The following is a 19,500-nucleotide window of genomic DNA, read 5'->3' as shown; positions in this document are numbered from 1 at the left end:
CGAAAGGGCCTGCGGGATTGTTGGCGAACGCTATTGCTCTGCCCTCGGGCCTTACCGGCCAGCCGAAACCGAAGTGGAGAGGATTAGAACATCTGCGCCGACATCGGAATTCGCGGGAGTTTGATGTGTCAGCAAGATACGAGGGAAACGTCGATCAGCGAAGCCTCGACTTCGAGTTGGCGACTGGCCCCTGATAATCGGCACAACCGGACCAAGCTCAGGCCCTGCCACATCTCGCGATGCTTCTATCCTACGGGCTAAAACGAGGCGGATTGTGCTGGCGTCATACCTAAACTCAGGCAGTCTCGTTTACGTCCCCTGGATGCGTCGTCTTTGTTCCCACAGGTACTTGGATCACCAAATTGCCTTTAACTGATAGTGAGCCGGCGTTCGAGCAGTTGCGATTGGTTTTCACGGAGGCCAAAGGACAGCTAGGTTCTCAGCGAGCTACGTCCTCACCCTTCCTGATCGCCCGGAGTTTCATCAGTTCGTCCTGACCGAGGGGAGTGAGAGACCAGTACTTGTCCTTATCGGTGGTTGAGCGCTTTTTGACCCCGTGGGTGATGAGGCCTAAAGCAAACAGTTGGACCACGACGTCGTCGAAGCTCTCACTCAGGACGACGGCGCTGTCGGACCGGCCATGGTCTTCGGGGAGCTTTTCCTCTGGACGGTTTACGATACACCCCAGCACAAAGCGATTTAAGACTTTACGTATATCCTCTTCGCTGGCCTCGTTTATAAGCGAGGCGCCAACGTCGTAGAAAATTTCATTCCAGGTCACGATTAAAATTCGCTGCTGCCGGGACTTCGGTGTGCGGGCATAGATTCCCCGCGATACCTCTTCCGTGTCGTAATAGTAGAAGTTCGCATACATCTCGTACTTGTCGTTACCGGAAGCAAGGTCTTCTGGAACACCTGCCTTCTTCGTTTGCGCGGCCGAGAGTTCATTGGTCAACTTAAGTTCACTTATTTGTGCACGAAGGTCTGAAATTTCGGCCTGAGTCTCGGGGGTCATCGCGAAGCGGCCACGCACCCAGCCCTCGGCAGCGGTATTCTTCATGGCCATGTTGAGCGCCCTGGACACTTTGGATCCGAGGTCCTCGGCATTGTTGTACATCTTGACATGCAAAGTCTGTACCTTGGCGCGGAACGCATCCAAGCGATCACGCGCTGCGGCGTCCAATTCAGTCTTGCTGGCGGGAATGCTTCCAGGGTCGGCATGAACGAAGCCGAGAATGGTCTTCCCGGTCTCGACCGCATAGTTGTACTCCATCTCGGTGTAGCTGACGCCTTCAGCCGTGGTGCTGCCATACCTGCCCCCGACGACGACCACGTAGAAGTCGCTTTGGTCGATGACCTTGCGAATGAGCGACCATTGGTCCTCGCTTGCAGCCGGAAACATCTCCATGCCAGCAGGCAGGCAGTCCATCTCCAGCAGGGCCTGAATGACTTCGCGACGTTCATCAACGAGGTCGCGAAAGGTTGAGCTGACGAAGACTTGGTAGCGGCGTTCCATAAGTCATGTTTAGCACAGAGCCAACATTGCCTCGCGGCCTAGGAAGACGAGGTGCTTTGGTATCCCAACCAGGTTGACAGTTTGGTCCACGGGCTGGTCCAATTCCCACTTCGTTGGTGAACGGTCCTGTCCCGAGGCCGGCTCACGCCACGTTCATCTACAGCGGAATGGCTGCAAACCTTCTACATCCTCACTTTCTTCAAGCGGTGAGGTCATGTCGCCTCGTGATCGAACCGCCATGAATGTGTGAAAGGAGGAAATCCAATGAAGGCTTCTTGCTCAAGTCTTACGGGAACTTCCGGTAACTGCCGTGTACCGGGCGCCTCTTCGTTGCGCGTCGGCTGTCCTGGGCCGCGGTCGGCGTCCCGGCTACCATCGACAGCGGCAAAAAATGGAGTGTGGACAATGTCCACACTTTGGGCCTCGGACTGGCCCGTACAGCTGCCGGACTGGGCCGGATTCGGCAGGTTTCCGCGGGTTCCCAGCAATATCAAGGGCGGGAATCGCGTTCGAGTCCCACCTCGGGCACAGCATTTCCCCTCGTCAGAGGGGTTTTTGCTTTAATGTGTGTACATTTCCTGACAAGTCCCTCTGATTGGGAGTCCCGGCTTGTGCCTGGCCGCCGGGTACGGCCTGTTCAGTTTGGGTGGGGAGCGGAGTCAGCGTCCTGGCTGGTGGGCGCTCCGCGTGCTTTGAACTGGGGTCATTCTCGTTCCTTCTTTCGGTTCTGTCCGGTGGGTCCGGAGCGGCCTACGCATGTTCATGGGCCTAGGGATTAGGTACGACATGACTTCCAGCGATTTCTGTTTCGTCGGTCTCAGCCATTGGATCTTCCTCTCCTCACGGCATCGAAGAGTCGCCTTGTCGAGCCAAAGTGGGTGTGTACAGTGTGCACACTTAAGTCTGTTTTGAATCTGACCACGGTTTGCTCTTTTCTTGCCGTCACGTGTTCACTCCGCAGGCAACCAGGGGCGACATGACCGAAGCGGAATCCATGGTGTTCTGCAGGGGCTTCGTATCTCTTGGAGGGCAGCCGCATTCCATCCATGTCAATGGCCATGAGTTTCTGCCCACCGGCGGCCAGCTGATGTGCCCGCTGGTGGCCAGCAAAACTGCCCGGTGATGGCCAACAGATCTGCCTACTTATTGGTTCGGCGGGATTGGCCATCACGAGTCTTGTTAGTTCAGTTGGGTGACTCCTTTTCCGGCGAGGGCTTGGGTGAGGCGGATTGAATCGCCGCTGGTTTGGCAGACGTGGGCGTGGTGCAGGAGCCGGTCTACGGTTGCCGTTGCGAGGGTTTTGGGCATGAGCTCATCGAAACCCGCCGGGTGCAGGTTCGATGAGATCGCGACGGAGCGTTTTTCGTAGGCTGCGTCCACGACCCGGTAGAGGCCTTCGGCGGCGTCGGTCGCGACCGGTAAGAGGCCGATGTCGTCAATGACGACGAGGTCGGCGCGGAGGATTCTGGTCACGGCGCGGGTGACGCTGTCATCGGTGCGGTGGGCCCGGATCAAGGCGCCGAGGTCCTCAAGCCGGAACCAAGCCACGCGCATTCCGGCTTCGACGGCTTGTTGGCCGAGCGCTTCGAGGAAGAACGTTTTCCCGGTTCCGGAAGGGCCGCAGACGACGAGGTTTTCCCGCCGGCTGATCCATTCCAAGGTACGGAGTGCCTGCTGGGTCGGGCCCGGGATGGACGAGACGGCGGGGTCCCAGACGTCGAAGGTTTTACCGGTCGGGAACCCTGCTGCCTTGCGCCGGGTGGCCAGCATCGACCGGGCTCGGCCGGCTGTTTCCTCGACGAAGAGTGCCTTGATGATCTCGGCCGGTTCCCATCGCTGGGCCCGGGCGGTCGCGATCAGTTCCGGGGCCAGGGCTCGGGCGTGGGGCATCTTCAGTTGCCGCATCAACGCTTCCAGCTCTGCCGGCAGTGCCGGGGCGGCGGTGTTGGGCGTGGCGACGGGGCTCATCGGTTCTGCTCCTTCTGCGTGATGGAGTGCGGGGAGCCCATGGCTGCCCAGGCACTGGTTCCCTGGGTCAGCGACCGAGTTTCGTCCGCGGAGTGGGTGGTGGTGCGGGACTTTCCGGCGTTCAGGATCGAAGCCAGATCCCCGTGCGCGAACCGGCCGTGGAAGGCTGCGTTGCCGAGGGCTTTATCGACTTCAGCGGAGCCGGCGATCTTTGCCAGGGTCACGGCTTCAGCCATTTTCACGTTCATCCGGGCCGTGCCGGCCGCGGCGGCTTCGACCAGCCAGGTCCTGGCGCCCTCGCCGATGGCCAGGAACTCGGCCTCGTCCGCGCTGCGTGCCTTCACTGGGTAGTCGCCCGGGATCCTGGTCCTGGTCCCGGGGAAGTGCTCATCGTTGATGGCGGGGCTACCGGGCCGGGCCCGGTGATGGCGGGCGACCTCGACCGGACCCGACGGGCCGTGGTGGACGATGATGACGTGTTCGTCTGGTCCGGTGCCGTGGGCGCGGACGAACACGCGGGTTCCGAGCAGCTGCGCCGGAACGGAGTATTGGGCGTTCTCGAAGGTAATCATCGGGGTGTTCTCCGGAACCGTGCGGGCGAGTCCGAACGCGACCGTATGGGCCGCGTCCGGAACCGGGTGCAGGCGGGGCTGCTCCTCGGCCAACACCACGGCGGGTTTACGCCGGATGGTGCGGTGTTCCCGGCTGTTGACATCGTCCATGAACGCCTCGCAGGCCTCCTCAAGCTCGGCGAAGGAGCCGTAGTCCGTGCGCAGGTTGGTGTCCTTGGGCACGAGGTCTGCCTTGGCCAGCTTCACCGAGGCTTCGACTCCGCCTTTCGTGGCCGGGTCCGCGGGCTGGCAGGTCAGCACGGTGACACCGTAGTGACGGGCGAAGCCCAGGGTCTGTTGGTTCCGGACCGGCACCCCGGCAACATGGGCCGTGGTCACCGTTTTCTCGTTGTCGGTCAGGACATAGGTCGGTGCGCCTCCCAGGATCCGGAAGCACCGGTCCAGTGCGGCGAACACGCTCGGCGCGGTCCGGTCCCGCAAAGGGATTACGATCCGGAACCTCGAGAACGCCAGCCAGGCCACGAACAAGACGGTCTTTACCCCGTCGATGCGCGGTCCGTCGCCGAAGTCGTACTGCAGCCACATCCCCGGCTCCGCGATCCACGGCCGGTGGACCCGCACGTGACCCAGCCGCCACGCGGCCTTGACCTGCGCAATCGCCCGGCGGGTGGACCGTTCGGAACCCGCATAGCCCAGAGCGAGCAGCTTCTCGTGGGCTTTATCGGCGCGGATCCGGCCCTTGGACGCCTCGACCCATTCCTCAATCTTGGGCAGGAACGGGCCGGTCACCCGGTTCCGCGGGGCGGGTTCTCCGATCGGCCGGCCCGCGTCCCGGGCGGCGACATGCCTGGCAACAGTGTGATGCGAGCAGCCCGTGAGTTCGGCCGTGGCGCGTAACGATCCGGTCAGATCGTAGGCAGCAAGAATTTCCATGATTTCTCCGTCATGCTTCATACAGGGCCTCTTCCCGAGTGACTTGGTGCGTCTAGACACCGTCATCAAATCCCGGGGAGAGGCCCCGCCGCTTAAGACGCGGCAGGTAAGTAAGGAAGTGGGCAGATCTCATGGCCACCAATGGGCAGTTTTACTGGCCGTCAGTGGGCATTTCCGTGGCCGCCAATGGGCAGTTTTTCATGGCCGCTAACACATCCACGGGGCGACAGAGCTTGGCTTTCGTGAGTCCGACCGGACTGTCAGGAGGAAGTCTACGAACTGGGGTGTGTGCCGCCAACCATAAGCGAAACAGGTCCTAACCTGAGGCCGAACCCCGCCGGATCTGATGTCAGGTTGGGGTGTACTCCTTAATGACGTAGCGAAGGTGCCTCGAATCCAAGCTGACCTGTCACGGAGTAGACGCGGTTAGTGTCCAGTTCAGCTCTAACTCGACCTCGGGGCAACAATGCCGGGCACGAGGTCCAGTACCAGGAGCGCGGCGGCGACGTGGGCAGGGTTGTCTTCGACCTTCACCACTGAGAGTTCATTGGACCGGGAAACACGCCGCTCCACCGTGTTCCTGTGAAGGTACAGCCGGGATGCGGCCCTGGTGGTGTTGAAGCCGCACTGCACATAAGTCAGCAACGCCTCCTGCAGCGTTGGGTCCGCCTCCGCCAGTGGACCGAGTGTCCGGGCCACGAAGCGCTGTGCGCTGAGGCGGTCCTTCGTGAGGCCGTCAACAAGTTCGACGTCGGCGTATACCGTGAACTGCCGGTCCGATCCCAACCGGGTAAGCATAGCCTGGGCCGCCAGCGCGTCCTGGTGGCTGGCTCTGAAGCCCTCGAGGCCGTGACCGGGCCTGCCCACTGCGCCCCTTACCTGCGTTTCTTTCGCCAAGAGCTTTTCCAGGTGGTGCAGGTCCGGCTGCTCATGCCCGGAGAGCCAAATCCATCGGGACGCTGAACTGGCCCTTGCTACCAGCAGGGCACGTCCAGGCGCAGCCGAGCGCAAGGCGGTTACTGCCTTGTCCAAGGAGCTTCCACTGTGGGGATCATCGGTCCACAGCACAAGGGCGACGTGCTGACGTGCCATGCGGTAGGCCAGGCGCTCCTCGGCAAGGTCCTGCGTCATGGGTGCACCGCCGGCGATCAGCTGGATCATGGCAACAGCCTCCGCATTGGCGTTTCCCATTGAGGCCGTCAGGCTCGCCTCGCGAAGGACCGAGACGGAGTCGAGGGCGTACTGCACCATTGAGTGAGCTGACTTATCCAGGACTTCCACCAGGACGTCTTGGTCGGAGCACTGCGACACGCATTCGGTGAGCCATCCCCGCCACCCCACTGCGAGCGCAGCCCGCCATCCAGATGCGAAATCCGGGGCGATGCCGCGGGACACGAGATCTGCGATGTAGGCGGCGGTTCTGGGTCCCACATAAGGATCCACCCGCATCCCCGGGTGCTGGATGTTTGACGTGAGCCATTGGACAAGATCGGAGCGATTGAGTTCGCGGTCTTCAGCCAACAACGACGCATCCGCGAGGAGAGCGGGGGCGTTGAGTGCAATGACCGCCGGCTCCGAGATCGCCCCTGCGAAGGTGTCGGCTTCGTTCAGGAGCCGTTCGCAGATGGAGCGGATCATGTCAGCGGCCGGCGGGCTGGGGGGTGGCCAAAGTTCTTCCATATTGACAGTTTGCCTTGCCGCGGCGGGTGAGTCACTGCGGATTCAGCCGGACAGAACCCATCATGTGCACGGTGCACCCCGGCCGGTTAAAGCCGGTGCGCGTTGTCGTAGTGGCCGCCCGGTGTGACTGGCGACACTTGATCAACAGCTTTTGGAACAGCAAGGAGCCAACGATGACCAGTGGAGCATCAGGCGGGGTCGAGGAATTCGACATCGTGGTGATTGGAGCAGGAATTTCCGGGATAGGCGCGGCGACGTACTTCAGGCGCGAGCTGCCCGGTAAATCCCTGACCGTGCTCGAAGGTCGGGACAACATCGGCGGTACGTGGGATCTCTTCCGGTACCCGGGCATCCGCTCGGACTCCGATCTGCATACCTTCGGCTACGAGTTCAAGCCGTGGCGCCACGAGAATGCGATCGCCGACGCTCCGTTGATCCTGGACTACCTTCACGAGACGGTCGATGAAAACGCGCTGGCGGGCCTGATCAGGACCGGGCACCGCGTGCAGCGGGCCGAATGGTCCTCCACCGACTCGAAGTGGACGCTGACGGTCTCAATAAGCGATCCGGCCTCCGGAGCCCTCATCACGAAAACGGTTAAGGCGGGGTGGGTATTTGCAGCCACCGGGTACTACAAATACGACGAAGGCTACTCACCATCGTTCGCCGGGAGCGCGGACTTCGAGGGTGTGCTTGTGCATCCGCAGCACTGGCCGGAGAACCTGGACTACAGCGGTAAGAAGGTTGTGATCATCGGCAGCGGTGCCACTGCTGTAACCATGGTTCCCGCTATGGCAAAGGGGCCCGGGGCTGCCGGTCACGTCACCATGCTCCAACGGACCCCGACCTACATCATGCCGTTGCCGCGGGTGGACCGTGTGGCGTTGGCCCTGACGAAGCTCCTCGGCGAGCGCCTGGGATACGCAGCCACGAGGTACAAGAACATCTGGACCGAGCACTTCGTTGTCGAAGGCCTGCGCCGGTTCCCCAGAGCCGGACGCGCCATGGTGCGACGCGAGAACATCAAGCGGCTTGGGAAGGGCTTCGACGTCGACAAGCACTTCAATCCGCCGTACGCACCATGGGACCAGCGCCTGTGCGCGGCGCCTGACGGCGACTTCTTCGACGCCATCAAGTCCGGCGACGCCTCCGTCGTCACGGGGAGCGTTGCACGCTTCAGCAAGCGCGGTGTCGTCCTGGAATCGGGAGAGGAACTTGCCGCCGACATCATTGTGACGGCCACCGGACTGAACCTGCAGCTCTTCGGCGGCATGCCGATCGAGGTAGACGGGCGCCGGGTAGACGTTGCCGACACCGTCGCCTACCGAGGGACCCTCCTCAGCGGTATCCCGAACTGGGCAATGGCCATCGGCTACACGACGTCCTCGTGGACGCTCAAGGTCAGCCTACTGTGCCGGTACTTCATCGACTTGGTGAAGCACATGGACGCGCATGGCTACGACACTGTTGTGCCGGTCGCGGTGCCGGGAATGACCACCAAGCCGGTAATGGACCTGCAGTCCGGATACGCCAAGCGCGGAGAGGGAGTGCTTCCGAGGCAGGGAACCGTGAAGCCCTGGCGGACTATGATGTCCTACCCGGAGGACGCCAAGGCACTGCGCGGACCGGTCACGGATGGGAACCTTGAGTTTGGAGTGCGGTCCGCAGGCCGCCGTGCAACCGGTCAGCAGGTGGCCCATGTCTGAGTTCGCCGCGGCGGACCTGGACCGGTTCGCCGTCGTACCTTCCGGGGTGACCATCTGCTTCCGTGACGCCGGCAGCAAAGCCGACCCCGTGATCCTGCTGATCGCCGGACTGGGCGAAGATCTCACCTTCTGGACCGAACCCGTGGTCGATTCCCTGGTCGCCCACGGTTTCCGGGTGGTCTCCGTGGACAACCGCGACGTCGGCAGGTCCACTTACATGACGACGCCGGCACCGGCGGTTTGGCGCCAGGTCATGGCGCGTCCGCGCCGCGACGGCTACACGCTCGCGGACATGGCCCAGGATTCAGTGGGCGTCCTTGATCATCTGGGGATCGAGAGGGTCCATGTTGTCGGCCGTTCGCTCGGCGGAATGATCGCCCAGACCATCGCCGCAACCGAGCCAGACCGCGTCCTGTCACTGACGTCGATCTACTCCACCACGGGCTCTCGGAAGGTCGGCCAGCCGGCGGCGTCAACGATCCGGCTCCTCATGGGGCCGGACGCCCGCAACCGTACAGAGGCCGTTCGCGCCCATCTGCGGATCACCCGGCACATTGCGGGCAAGGAATACCCGATCGATGATGCCGCCGAAGCTGCCATCGCGGCACGCGGGTGGGACCGCAGCGCCGGGGACCTGGCAGCCGGCTCGGCGCGTCAGATCCAGGCAATCCAGCTCGCCGGAGACAGGACCCCCGAGCTCGCCAGGATCACGGCCCCGACACTGGTCATCAACGGTGACCGTGACCTCATGGTGGCCCAGAGCGGTGGTGAAGCCACTGTGAGCGCCATCCGCAAGGCGCAGCACGTGGTCATCCCCGGGATGGGGCACCACATGCCCCAAGCATTGGTGGACCCCATCACCTACTACGTCTTCCAGCACGCCGAACGTGTTGGTACAGGAGGAAGCCATGTCCAGATCAGTTGAAACACGCACCCGTAGGGAGACTGTGGATGTGGTCATTGTCGGGGCGGGGTTCGCAGGCTTGAGCGCGGCGGACCGGCTTGTGAATACGGGCGCTTCGGTCATGGTAATTGAGGGCCGGGACCGGGTTGGGGGACGTTCCTATACCGGCGAAGTTGCCGGAGTGAAAGTGGATCTGGGCGCTACCTGGGTATCACCGCGGCACACCGCCATCCGTGATCTCGCGGCCAGGGTCGGGTGCACTACGACGAGCCAGTTCGCCACCGGGCGTAACGTTCAGTGGCTGGCGGGGAAGCGCCGTGAATACACGGGGACGATTCCGCCGGTGTCGCCGGCGGGCGTGGTGGACATGGCCCGGGTCCAGATGGCCCTGGAAAAGCTGGTGGGGACCATCGACGTCGAGGCTGCTTGGGAGTCTCCGGACGCGGCCAAGCTGGATTCCATCTCGTTCGGCGAATGGCTCGACCGCAAGCGGGCATTGCCCAGCACACGTGCCTTGATGACACTGGTCAGCAAAGTGCAGTGGGGATCCAGCCCCGGGGATGTGTCGCTTCTGCACGCTCTGCGCTACATCCGCGCCGTGGGGGGAATCAGCCACATGCTGGATGTCGAGAACGGCCAGCAGCAGGACCGGATCGCCGAGACCACGCAGGAGGTCGCGAGGCGCTTGGCCGAACAGCTTGGCGACCGTGTGGTCTTGAATTCACCGGTCCGCCGGATTGTCCAGGATGGACAGGGCGTCACCGTCCACACGGGCACCGCGACGATCCAGGCCAAGCACGCCATCGTGACGGCCGCGCCTGCGCACCGGTCTGACATCGAATTCGAACCCGCGTTGTCGGAGACTGCCGAAGGCCTCACCAAGACCTGGCGCATGGGTGCCCTGAGCAAGGCGCTGGTAGCGTACGAAACGCCATTCTGGCGGGCCGACGGGTTGTCCGGCGAGTCCGTCACCGACACCGGCACGGTGTTCATCACCTTTGATGTCTCGCCCCAGGACGGCCCCGGGATCCTGATGGCTTTCTGCGATCCACGGGTGTTCGATGGTTTCAGCCCGAAGCTTCGTCGCGAGCGTGTCCTTGAGCAGTTGGCAACCCTCTACGGTTCGCAGGCAGAAAGTCCCATCGACTACACAGACCACTGTTGGGGCACGGACACGTTTGCCCCCGGTGGGCCGAACCCGGCAGCGCCTCCCTACGCCACCATGACATACGCAGGCGCGCTCACTGAGCCGCATGGCCGGATCGAATGGGCGGGCACCGAGACCGCCGGCGAATGGGCCGGATGCATGAATGGCGCGGTCCTTACGGGCCAGCGGGCTGCTGAAAGAATCATCGCCCGGCTTCGAAAGGAATCAGCATCATGATCGAATCACTCTTCCTTCTGGCAGACTTGTGGCTGATCTTTGCAGGTTTCTTCTACGGGTGGCGGTTCATTCGGAGGTACAAGAACTATTTCCTTGGCCTCGAGTGGATGGTGGTCGGCACTTCGGCGACCAACTTCCTGTTGTGGTCGGTCTTGAGCGGCGGCGACCCGAACAGCCCGATGTACACGATTGCGTATTTCCTCGACGCGTTTTCGCGCTCATTTGGGTTCACGCTGGTCCTCATCCTCGGCCTGATGATGGTCACCCATCGCTACAAGCCGACCCTCTGGGTGGAGGTGGGTGCCTTCGCACTCGCCATCGCCGGCGGAATCGTCTTGGTGGGGTTCCATGAGGGCGGGGCGTACGGCGTCGCCCCTGCGACGTTCTTCGTCATCATGAACCTGATCACGTCGATCTTCCTGTTCTATTTCGCGCGACGGCTCTGGCGTGCCGACTCGAAGGGCTGGGCCGTCGCCACCGGGATGATCACGATCGTGGCGATGCTGATCGCCATCACTTACGACTTCTTTCCATGGCCGTTCGATGACGCCCACCGCTCCTGGTTCTACACCGCCGCGTTGGCAACATGGGGCACCCAGGGATTCATTTACTTCAAGGGCTACAAGACGCTGTGGGAGCGGAACGCGCGGGAGGACGCCGCGGCCGCCGCGAACAAAGAAGGAGTACTGTCGTGACCGCCAAGTTCAAGAACGTGGAGTACAGCACATTCACGGGATGGATTGACCCACCAACGGAATTCGCGCCGTCGCTGCAGGGAACCCAGGAGTGCGACGTCGCCGTGGTTGGCGGGGGCGTGGGCGGCATGGCAACCGCGCTGTGCCTTGCCGAGCGGGGAGTGGACGTGGCGCTGGTCGAATCCGAGTTCTGCGGCTACGGAGCCAGCTCGCGCAACGGCGGGCAGATAGCCTCCGCTCCCGGCGGAGACCTTCGGATGCTGCAGGTCCTTTCTCCGAAAAAGCTGCCCGGCATGGTGAGGTTCGCGGACAACGCGGCGAACTACGTGGAAGGTCTCATCGAGAGCCACAAGATCGATTGCGACTATGAGGCCAACGGCATGGTGTGGGCAGCTGTGTCCCCCGTCCAGATGTTCCGGGTGAAGACGCTCGCGGCGATCCTCAGGAAGGTTGGAGTCGACGGCCAAGTCGGCACAGCCAAGGAGATCGGCATCCCTGGAGCGTTCGTCGGAGGTATGCGGGAACGTCGCGGTGGAATGCTCAACCCGGGCAAGCTGTGCCGCGGTCTGCGGCGGGCACTGCTCGACTCCCCGGCACGGGTGTTCGAGAAATCCAGGGTCGTTGACGTGCAGCGACGGGGCGGCAAGGTGGTTATGACGACCTCCGGGGGAGAGCTCACCGCGAACAAGGTTGTGTTGTCGACCAACGCCTACTCCGGCGAGTGGGACATCATCCCCAAGCATCTCTCCACCCCTGCCTGGATTATTGAGGTCGAGACGGCTCCGATCGCTCCGGAACGGATCGCTGCACTGGGATGGACCAGCCGCTCGGGCGTGGTCACCCAGCATCAGATCATGGAGAACTTCCGACTCACGGCCCGCAACACCATTGTCTTCGGTGTCCGCCGCCTGGAATCAGGGGCCAACTATCCGCTCCAGCCACGAAGCCCGGACCCGGGGATGATGAGCGAACTGGCGGACAATTTTTACAAGCGCTTCCCATCGCTGTCCGACGTACCCATCGCACGCTGCTGGGGAGGCTGGATCTCGTTCTCCGCGTCGTGGACCACGGTGGCCGGGCGGGTCGGCGACAACGTCTACTACTCCGCCTCCTGCAACGGCCACGGCCTCGCGCAGGCACCCTACCTGGGGACGCTCATCGCCGACCACATCGTCGACGGCAAGCGATCGGCAGACCTTGAGTCGGTCTGGGAGGAAAAAGCGGTTTATGCGCCCTCCCCGGCGATAAATCCATTCGTGCTGCGCGCGGTGTGGCTCTTCGACCGGGTCAGCGACCTGTTCAACGGCAGCCGACGCCGGGCCCGCCTCGCCACCAACTAACCGGCACCGAGCGAATATCTTCAGCAAACAGACAGGAACCACCATGGCCAAGTACCGAGTCCAGAACCCGGCGACCGGTGACATCACGGAATCATTCGAGTCAGCAACCGACGATCAGGTGCAGCAGCAGCTCACAGCTGCCGACGCAGCCTACCGGGAATGGAAGGGCCAGTCTGTGCAGCATCGCGCCGCAGTCGTGCGGCGCGTAGCAGGTCTCTTCACAGAACGCCGTGATGCGCTTGCGCGGATCATCTCCACGGAAATGGGCAAGTCCATCGAAGCTGCCCTTGAAGAAGTCGATTTCGCCGCTGAAATCTTCAATTACTACGGCGTCCACGGACCGGGTCTCGTCACCGAATACGAGATTCCGAGCTCCGTGCCTGGCCGGGCCGTGATCCAGCAGCTTCCGCTGGGTGTCCTGGTCGGGATCATGCCGTGGAACTTCCCATACTACCAGGTTGCCCGCTTCGCAGCCCCGAATCTGGTGCTGGGGAACACGATCCTGCTCAAGCATGCCGATATCTGTCCACGTTCGAACCTCGCCATGCAGGAGATCCTTCAGGAGGCCGGACTTCCGTCCGGAGGCTACCAGGCCCTGTTCACCTCGCATGAGCAGATCGCCGTCATCATCGATGATCCTCGTGTCCAGGGAATCTCACTGACAGGCTCGGAAGCTGCGGGCGCCATCATTGGCGCACAGGCAGGCTCCGCGCTCAAGAAGTGCGTCCTGGAACTCGGTGGCATCGATGCAATGGTGGTCCTCGACTCCGAGGACGTCGCCGGCATTGCCCAGGCCGCGTGGGAGAACCGCATCTACAACGGCGGACAGGTGTGCAATTCCAACAAGCGCCTGATTGTCATGGACGACATCTACGACGAATTCGTTGCCGAACTGGTTTCGCTCGCCGAGGGTCTCAAACCCGGTGACCAATTGAACCTCCAGGCGGGGGAGTACACCCCGCTCTCCACCCGCGCCGCCGCGGAAACGGTTGACGCCCAGGTCAGAACGGCCGTCTCCGAGGGTGCCCGGCTCCTGGCAGGCGGCGAGCTGTCCGATGGGCCCGGCGCTTACTTCTCACCCGCGGTCCTCGTGGACGTACCCCGCGACTCAGGGTCGTACCGCGAAGAAATCTTCGGTCCCGTAGCCACTGTGTACCGGGTACACAGCGACGAGGAGGCGCTGGAGCTGGCCAATGATTGCCCGCTGGGTCTCGGCGGTTCGGTGTTCTCGACTGACACGGCACGCGGTGCACGGCTGGCCTCCCAGCTGGAGGTCGGCATGGCCCACGTAAACATCATTGCCGCGGAAGGAGCGGACATCCCGTTCGGCGGCGTGAAGCGATCTGGATTCGGGCGCGAAATGGGCCCCATAGGCATCGGCGAGTTCGCGAACAAGCGTCTCTACTTCGTCGCCGAATAGGACCATTTCACCCGGACCTTCCGGTTGCATCGGGCAGTGCCGCCAAGCTGCCGCCCACACCCAAACCCCCTTACATGCGAGGCGTTGATTTCGCATGCCCAAAAGTGAAGGAGAAGGAACCATGAAGGCAGTAGTCTTCCGCGATTCCGATACCCGAGTTGCCGTGACCGACGTCGATCTGGCCGCCCCGAAGGCGGGCGAAGTCCGCGTCAAAATCGCGGCCGCCGGCGTCTGCCATTCCGATCTACACGTCCGCCAGGGCGATTGGGACGCCGCCGTTCCGATGGTGATGGGCCACGAGGGCTCCGGAGTCGTCGTCGAACTTGGCGAGGGCGTCACGTCCCTCGCCGTGGGGGACCACGTGGTCCTCAGCTGGGTGCCACCGTGCGGCGAGTGCCGCCATTGCACGCAGGGGCGCGAGGCGCGCTGCCAAAAGGTTGCGACCCTCGTGGCGCCCAAGGGTGTGCTGTTCGACGGCACCCCCCGCATGAGCAAAACCACCGACGACGGCACCGAAGAAACCATCTTCCACTACTTGGGCGTTTCCTCCTTTGCGGAGGAGGTAGTAGTGCCGGCGTCCGGTGCGATCAAAGTCCGCAGCGACGCCCCGCTTGACGTGATTTCGGTGGTCGGCTGTGCAGTGGCCACGGGCGTAGGTGCCGTCACGAACACCGCGGCCGTCGAACCCGGCTCGACAGTTGCCGTGATCGGCTGCGGTGGGGTGGGACTCAACGTAGTCCAGGGGGCCAAAATAGCGGGAGCGGAGCGGATTGTCGCGATCGACGTCGTAAACGAAAAGACGGAGATGGCCCTGGAATTCGGCGCGACTGACCGCATCGACGCCTCGAAGGGCGACGTCGTTGAGCAGCTTCGTGCGTTGATTCCTGACGGCGTCGACTACGCCTTCGATGCGATTGGACGCACCGTCACCACCGAGCAGGCAATCTCAATGTTGGCCCTCGGGGGCGCCGCTGTGATTGTTGGACTGCCGCCCACCGGTGCCAAGGCTTCGTTTGAGCCGTTGGTCCTCGCCGAGGCTGACCAGCGGATCCTCGGCTCCAACTATGGTTCGGTCCGCCCCTCGATCGACATTCCTGCCCTGGTGGACCAATACATGGAAGGCCGGCTCAAACTGGACCCGCTCATCTCCGGACGTCGTCCCCTGACCGAGGCTGCGGAGGCGCTCGATGACCTCGAGGCGGGCGGCGTGCTGCGGACACTGCTCATCCCCTGACCCGGCTAACCCCGGATCCCCCCAACAAATCATTCGCTCGAAGGAGAGCACCCATGTCCACAGTTAAACAGGCACCTCCCCAAGATGCCGGGCTCCGTCGCGGCGTGATGGGGTCAGCCGAGCTCGGCGCCCAGGCCATCGCGAACATCGCCCCGAGCGCGGTCCTGGCGTTCACCGCGGCCGCGATATTCATCAGCGCGGGAAGCGGCACACTGCTGTCGCTCCTGCTCGCGATGATTGTGATCCTGAGTGTCGGCTGGTGCGTCACCATCTTCGCGAGGAAGAACGCCTCGGCCGGGTCCCTTTACACCTACGTCTCGAAATCGCTCGGACCGACGGCCGCTTACATTGCCGGTCTGGCGTTGATCATCGGCTGCTGGGGGGTCACGGCGGGCTCGCTCGGCGGTGGCGTCTCCTACGCGGCCGACCTGCTGCAGGCCTTCGGGGTGCCGGCTGCCAGCACGGTAGGGTACGTCGTCTTGACCCTGATTCTCGGTGCCGTCACGACGTTCTTCACCATCCAAGGGATCCAGATCTCAGCGCGTGTCTCGTTTGTGCTGGAGATCGTGTCTGTGCTGATCATCCTGACGCTGTTCGTCACGGCACTTTTCGCGATCGGACCGGACGCGTGGGATCCCCAGCAGTTCACCCTTGAAGGTGCGCCGCCCCAGGGTATCGCGGCGGGTATGGTGCTGGGCGTTCTAGGCTTCGCGGGTTTCTCCTCGGCCGACGCGCTCGGCCGTGAGGCGAAGAATCCGTACAAGGCCATTCCCCGCGTCATCATGTGGAGCGTCGTCGGCATCGGCCTGATCTACCTCTTCGGGGCGTACACGCAGATCGCGGTGCTCGGCGATGGGCTCGCGGAATCGGCGAACCCGCTGCAGGACATCGCCGACCGGATCGGCATGCCCGTCTGGTTCACGGCCGTACTGCTCTTCGGCGTCGCTGCCTCGTTCTCGGCTGTGTGCATCGCAGCGCTCAACGTGCTCGGACGCATCGTCTACGTCATGGGCAAGGAGGGAGTGGTGCACGAGAGCCTCGGCCGGACCCACCGGAAGCACCTCACTCCACACCGGGTGCTCCTCATCGGCGGCACCTTATCGGTCGTCGTTAACATCGCACTGCTGCTCAACGGAGTACACCCGATGGAGATCGTGGTCTGGCTCGATACGTTCGGGGTGTACGGCTACATGGTCGCCTACGCCCTCGTCTCGTTAGCCTGCGCGGTGTACGTGCGGAAGATGGGCATGCCGCGCACCCTGGTCACGGTGTGTGCGACCATCGCCGTGCTGGCCATGGCGTACATCTTCTTCGCAAACGTCTGGCCGGTGCCGGCGTTCCCGCTGAACCTCATTCCGTATCTCTTCGTGGCGTCGATGCTCGCCGGATTCGCCTGGTTCGCCCGCATCCGGCGGATCCGTCCCGACGTGCTCACCCGGATCGGCAACACCGAGACAGACACTCTGGGCGGCCTCGGCTGACCGCTGATGCCAAGCCGCCATCCTGCCCCCACTCATCCCAAAGGACAATCATGAACTCTACTGACGCACCACGCGTGCTGCTCGTCGGTTTGGGAGCCGTCGGCCGTGCCGTGGGAGCGCTGCTGGTCGATGCCTCGCAATGCCGGCTGGTCGGCGCCGTCGACCCTGCAGCAGGCCCAGGTGACCTCGCCGCCGTCGTTCCCGGAACGGACCCGACCGCACGCATCGTTCCGGCCTTGGCAGATGCGCCCGACGCCGACGTCGCATTCGTCGCCACCACCTCGTTCGTCGGGGAGGTCGAACCGATCATCAACGCGCTCCTGGACCGCGGCATGGACATCGTCACCATCTGCGAACAGCTGGGCTTCGGGTTCTTCGACCACGGTCCCGTTGCCCGGCGCATCGACGCGCGAGCCCGGACCGCGGGCTGCACCGTCCTGGGCACCGGCTGCAACCCCGGAATCCTCCTGGACACCCTCCCAATGCTGCTCAGCAGCCTCACCACGGACGTGACCGGCGTGACGATGCGCAGGACAGCGGAGATGTCCGGGTACGGAGGCATCCTCTCGAAATTCGGCTTCGGGCTCACGGCCACACAGTTTGCCGCCCAGCGTAACGACGGCGGGGTGATCGGGCACGTGGGCTTCCGGGAGTCCGTCGCCGCCCTGGGTGACGGCCTGGGCTGGAGCCTCGACAAGATCGTCGTCGATGAGCCAGAACCTGTGCTCTTCACCGAGCACCCGCGCACAACGCCGCACCTCACCCTTGAGGCGGGAACGATCGCCGTGCTCCGGCACTCCGCAAGGGGACTCGTCGATGGCCGTGTGGTGGTCGATGCAGTCATCGACTTCGGGATCTTCGAGACCTCGGACGGTTTCCCTGAGGGCGACAGCTGGCGGATCGAGAGTGGATTCCAAACATTGCAGTTCTCCAGCAGCCGCATCGACAGCTATGCCTCCACCGTGGCTGTGGCCGCGAACGTCATCCCGTCGATTCCAGGCGCTGCACCTGGCCTGCTGACCATGGCGGACCTGCCGCCGAGGAGGTTCTCGGCGAAGGCCGGCTCGCCGCACCTTGCAACACGCTGACCCGAAACCCGCACACCCCACCAACACACCAGCAAAGGAGCTGAGGCACATGCCAGAGAACTCCTCCGTCAACATCGCGGAAGTCATGAGCCGCGGCGGACGCCCCCCACACAGTCGCCGTGAAGTGAAAATCATCGACACCACGCTGCGCGACGGCCACCAGAGCCTGTGGGCGACGCGCATGCGCACGTCCCACATGATCGAGATGATCGAGGAATTCGACGCTGCCGGGTTCGAGCACGTGGACTTGATGGCGCCCATCCAATTCGATGTCGCCGTCCGGTACCTGAAGGAAGACCCGTGGGAGCGGGTCCGGCTGATGCACAGGCATGCGCCCAACACGACCTTCAGGGCATTGATCCGCTCAAAGAACCTGGCAAGCTTCGATTTCCTGCCCGACGACGTCATTGAGGCGTGGGTTGATCGCCTTGTAGCCAACGGATTCAGGGAGATCGGCGCGTTCGACGGACTCAACGACGTCGACAATATCTCCGCCGCCCTGCTCCGGGCCAAGCAGCTGGGCGCAGAGACCTTCGGTGCAGTGTCTTTCTGTGAGTCGCCGGTGCACACCGACGATCTGTTCGTCGCCAAAGCGAAGGAACTGATCGAAAAAGCTGGCGTGGACCGGATCATGCTCAAGGATGCCGGCGGACTCCTTACTCCGGACCGGGTACGCACCCTGGTTCCGGCGTTGCGGGCTGTCATCGGCACCAGGCCGCTGGAAGTGCACACCCACAGCCTGACGGGCCTCGCGCCCCTGGTCTGCCTGGAAGCGGTGGAACTCGGAGCCGACTCTGTCCACACCTCCATCGCGCCGCTCGCCTCGGGCAACGGTCAGCCCTCCACCCAAGGCACCGTGAGGGATCTGCGGGCTCTTGGTTACGCAGTGAACGTCGACGACGAACGCGTCGCCGCAATTAGCCGGAAACTTACCCGCATCGCCGAAGACGAAGGCAAACCCGTCGGCGTTCCGCACGAATACACCGGAATGCACTACATGCATCAAACACCGGGCGGGATGCTGTCCAACTTCCAGTCGCAGCTCGAGGCAGCGGGCCTGTCCGATCGCTTCGATGAACTCATGCAGGAAGTCGCCCGGGTTCGGGCCGAACTGGCCTATCCGATCATGATCACCCCCTTCGCCCAGCACGTAGGGACGCAGGCGGTCATGAACGTAATGAGCGGCGAGCGCTACCGGGTGGTCCCCAACGAGGTCAAGAAATACGCCTTGGGTTACTACGGCAAGCCGTTGGCGCCCCTCGAACCTGCTGCACTGGAGAAAATCCTGGCCAATGGATCCTCCAACATCGCAGAAACACCGGAACCGCTGGCACCCATGCTTCCGTCCCTCCGGGAGCGTTACCCGGAGGAGGACATGGACCTGTGGCTGCTCCGGGCACAGTTCGCAGGAACACAGGTGGACGAGATGAAGAAGGTCGTGTCAGAGGGGAGCGCCACCGCGGGTCATCCGACTCCAACGCTGGACCTCATCACCACCCTCTACAACAGCACCCGGACCGGCCGACAGGCACTTAAAAGCGGCGATCTGCTGATCACCCTGGAAAAAGGAGAGAATTAA

The 19,500-nt window shown here is 63.1% G+C and carries 15 protein-coding genes; 11 read left to right on the top strand and 4 right to left on the bottom strand.

Annotated features, from left to right (window positions below):
• Positions 1-439 precede the first annotated feature (439 nt).
• A complete protein-coding gene (locus ACH488_RS04840) occupies positions 440-1,516 on the bottom strand; it encodes a DUF4062 domain-containing protein (protein WP_397322620.1) in 1,077 nt (358 codons plus the stop codon).
• Positions 1,517-2,492: 976 nt separating this feature from the next.
• Between ACH488_RS04840 and ACH488_RS04835 the strand changes: the two genes are divergently transcribed.
• Positions 2,493-2,639 carry a hypothetical protein gene (locus ACH488_RS04835; RefSeq protein ID WP_397322619.1) on the top strand — a complete coding sequence of 49 codons (147 nt, stop codon included), beginning with the start codon at positions 2,493-2,495 and terminating at the stop codon, positions 2,637-2,639.
• A gap of 56 nt (positions 2,640-2,695) precedes the next feature.
• Here the strand turns inward: ACH488_RS04835 and istB are convergent, their stop codons facing one another.
• The 3 genes from istB to ACH488_RS04820 all read right to left on the bottom strand — a co-directional run bounded on the left by istB (position 2,696) and on the right by ACH488_RS04820 (position 6,669).
• The gene (gene istB / locus ACH488_RS04830) at positions 2,696-3,484 is read right to left on the bottom strand and encodes an IS21-like element helper ATPase IstB (RefSeq protein WP_217377015.1); all 789 of its coding nucleotides are present in this window, start codon (positions 3,482-3,484) and stop codon (positions 2,696-2,698) included.
• Positions 3,481-5,010 carry an IS21 family transposase gene (istA, locus tag ACH488_RS04825; RefSeq protein ID WP_397322618.1) on the bottom strand — a complete coding sequence of 510 codons (1,530 nt, stop codon included), beginning with the start codon at positions 5,008-5,010 and terminating at the stop codon, positions 3,481-3,483. The genes istB and istA overlap by 4 nt, the downstream gene beginning before the upstream one ends.
• 423 nt (positions 5,011-5,433) lie before the next feature.
• Positions 5,434-6,669 carry a PucR family transcriptional regulator gene (locus ACH488_RS04820; protein ID WP_397322617.1) on the bottom strand — a complete coding sequence of 412 codons (1,236 nt, stop codon included), beginning with the start codon at positions 6,667-6,669 and terminating at the stop codon, positions 5,434-5,436.
• Between the two features lie 173 nt (positions 6,670-6,842).
• Here ACH488_RS04820 and ACH488_RS04815 point away from each other — a divergent pair, with 173 nt between their 5' ends.
• The 10 genes from ACH488_RS04815 (at position 6,843) to ACH488_RS04770 (ending at position 19,500) form a co-directional block, all read left to right on the top strand.
• Entirely contained in the window at positions 6,843-8,375 is a 1,533-nt protein-coding gene (locus ACH488_RS04815) for a flavin-containing monooxygenase (protein WP_397322616.1), read from the top strand.
• Positions 8,368-9,300 carry an alpha/beta fold hydrolase gene (locus ACH488_RS04810; RefSeq protein ID WP_397322614.1) on the top strand — a complete coding sequence of 311 codons (933 nt, stop codon included), beginning with the start codon at positions 8,368-8,370 and terminating at the stop codon, positions 9,298-9,300. The genes ACH488_RS04815 and ACH488_RS04810 overlap by 8 nt, the downstream gene beginning before the upstream one ends.
• Entirely contained in the window at positions 9,284-10,663 is a 1,380-nt protein-coding gene (locus tag ACH488_RS04805) for a flavin monoamine oxidase family protein (RefSeq protein ID WP_397322613.1), read from the top strand. The genes ACH488_RS04810 and ACH488_RS04805 overlap by 17 nt, the downstream gene beginning before the upstream one ends.
• The gene (locus ACH488_RS04800) at positions 10,660-11,358 is read left to right on the top strand and encodes a hypothetical protein (RefSeq protein WP_397322612.1); all 699 of its coding nucleotides are present in this window, start codon (positions 10,660-10,662) and stop codon (positions 11,356-11,358) included. Before ACH488_RS04805 ends, ACH488_RS04800 begins: the two co-directional genes overlap by 4 nt.
• Positions 11,355-12,698, top strand: a complete 1,344-nt coding sequence (locus ACH488_RS04795) for an NAD(P)/FAD-dependent oxidoreductase (protein WP_397322611.1) — start codon at positions 11,355-11,357, stop codon at positions 12,696-12,698. The genes ACH488_RS04800 and ACH488_RS04795 overlap by 4 nt, the downstream gene beginning before the upstream one ends.
• 43 nt (positions 12,699-12,741) lie before the next feature.
• Positions 12,742-14,118, top strand: a complete 1,377-nt coding sequence (locus tag ACH488_RS04790) for an aldehyde dehydrogenase family protein (protein ID WP_397322609.1) — start codon at positions 12,742-12,744, stop codon at positions 14,116-14,118.
• A 121-nt stretch (positions 14,119-14,239) separates the two neighbouring features.
• Positions 14,240-15,352, top strand: a complete 1,113-nt coding sequence (locus tag ACH488_RS04785; protein WP_397322608.1) for a zinc-binding dehydrogenase — start codon at positions 14,240-14,242, stop codon at positions 15,350-15,352.
• A 53-nt stretch (positions 15,353-15,405) separates the two neighbouring features.
• Positions 15,406-16,833: an APC family permease gene (locus tag ACH488_RS04780; RefSeq protein ID WP_397322607.1), complete on the top strand. Its 1,428-nt coding sequence runs from the start codon at positions 15,406-15,408 to the stop codon at positions 16,831-16,833.
• 50 nt (positions 16,834-16,883) lie between these two features.
• Entirely contained in the window at positions 16,884-17,921 is a 1,038-nt protein-coding gene (locus ACH488_RS04775; protein WP_397322606.1) for a hypothetical protein, read from the top strand.
• A gap of 49 nt (positions 17,922-17,970) precedes the next feature.
• Positions 17,971-19,500 carry a pyruvate carboxylase subunit B gene (locus ACH488_RS04770; protein WP_397322604.1) on the top strand — a complete coding sequence of 510 codons (1,530 nt, stop codon included), beginning with the start codon at positions 17,971-17,973 and terminating at the stop codon, positions 19,498-19,500.

The organism is Paenarthrobacter sp. NPDC018779 (assembly GCF_044391085.1).
Lineage (GTDB): Bacteria > Actinomycetota > Actinomycetes > Actinomycetales > Micrococcaceae > Arthrobacter.
Note: the sequence above shows the minus strand (reverse complement) of the source record. Positions and strands in the feature narration are given on the sequence as shown.

Excerpts from the sequence above, each read along its gene's own strand:
- ACH488_RS04790 (WP_397322609.1), top strand. The coding sequence starts at position 12,742 with ATGGCCAAGTACCGAGTCCAGAACCCGGCGACCGGTGACATCACGGAA.
- ACH488_RS04820 (WP_397322617.1), bottom strand. The coding sequence starts at position 6,669 with ATGGAAGAACTTTGGCCACCCCCCAGCCCGCCGGCCGCTGACATGATC.
- ACH488_RS04780 (WP_397322607.1), top strand. The coding sequence starts at position 15,406 with ATGTCCACAGTTAAACAGGCACCTCCCCAAGATGCCGGGCTCCGTCGC.
- ACH488_RS04835 (WP_397322619.1), top strand. The coding sequence starts at position 2,493 with ATGACCGAAGCGGAATCCATGGTGTTCTGCAGGGGCTTCGTATCTCTT.
- istA (WP_397322618.1), bottom strand. The coding sequence starts at position 5,010 with ATGAAGCATGACGGAGAAATCATGGAAATTCTTGCTGCCTACGATCTG.
- ACH488_RS04800 (WP_397322612.1), top strand. The coding sequence starts at position 10,660 with ATGATCGAATCACTCTTCCTTCTGGCAGACTTGTGGCTGATCTTTGCA.
- istB (WP_217377015.1), bottom strand. The coding sequence starts at position 3,484 with ATGAGCCCCGTCGCCACGCCCAACACCGCCGCCCCGGCACTGCCGGCA.
- ACH488_RS04775 (WP_397322606.1), top strand. The coding sequence starts at position 16,884 with ATGAACTCTACTGACGCACCACGCGTGCTGCTCGTCGGTTTGGGAGCC.
- ACH488_RS04815 (WP_397322616.1), top strand. The coding sequence starts at position 6,843 with ATGACCAGTGGAGCATCAGGCGGGGTCGAGGAATTCGACATCGTGGTG.
- ACH488_RS04785 (WP_397322608.1), top strand. The coding sequence starts at position 14,240 with ATGAAGGCAGTAGTCTTCCGCGATTCCGATACCCGAGTTGCCGTGACC.
- ACH488_RS04840 (WP_397322620.1), bottom strand. The coding sequence starts at position 1,516 with ATGGAACGCCGCTACCAAGTCTTCGTCAGCTCAACCTTTCGCGACCTC.
- ACH488_RS04770 (WP_397322604.1), top strand. The coding sequence starts at position 17,971 with ATGCCAGAGAACTCCTCCGTCAACATCGCGGAAGTCATGAGCCGCGGC.
- ACH488_RS04810 (WP_397322614.1), top strand. The coding sequence starts at position 8,368 with ATGTCTGAGTTCGCCGCGGCGGACCTGGACCGGTTCGCCGTCGTACCT.
- ACH488_RS04805 (WP_397322613.1), top strand. The coding sequence starts at position 9,284 with ATGTCCAGATCAGTTGAAACACGCACCCGTAGGGAGACTGTGGATGTG.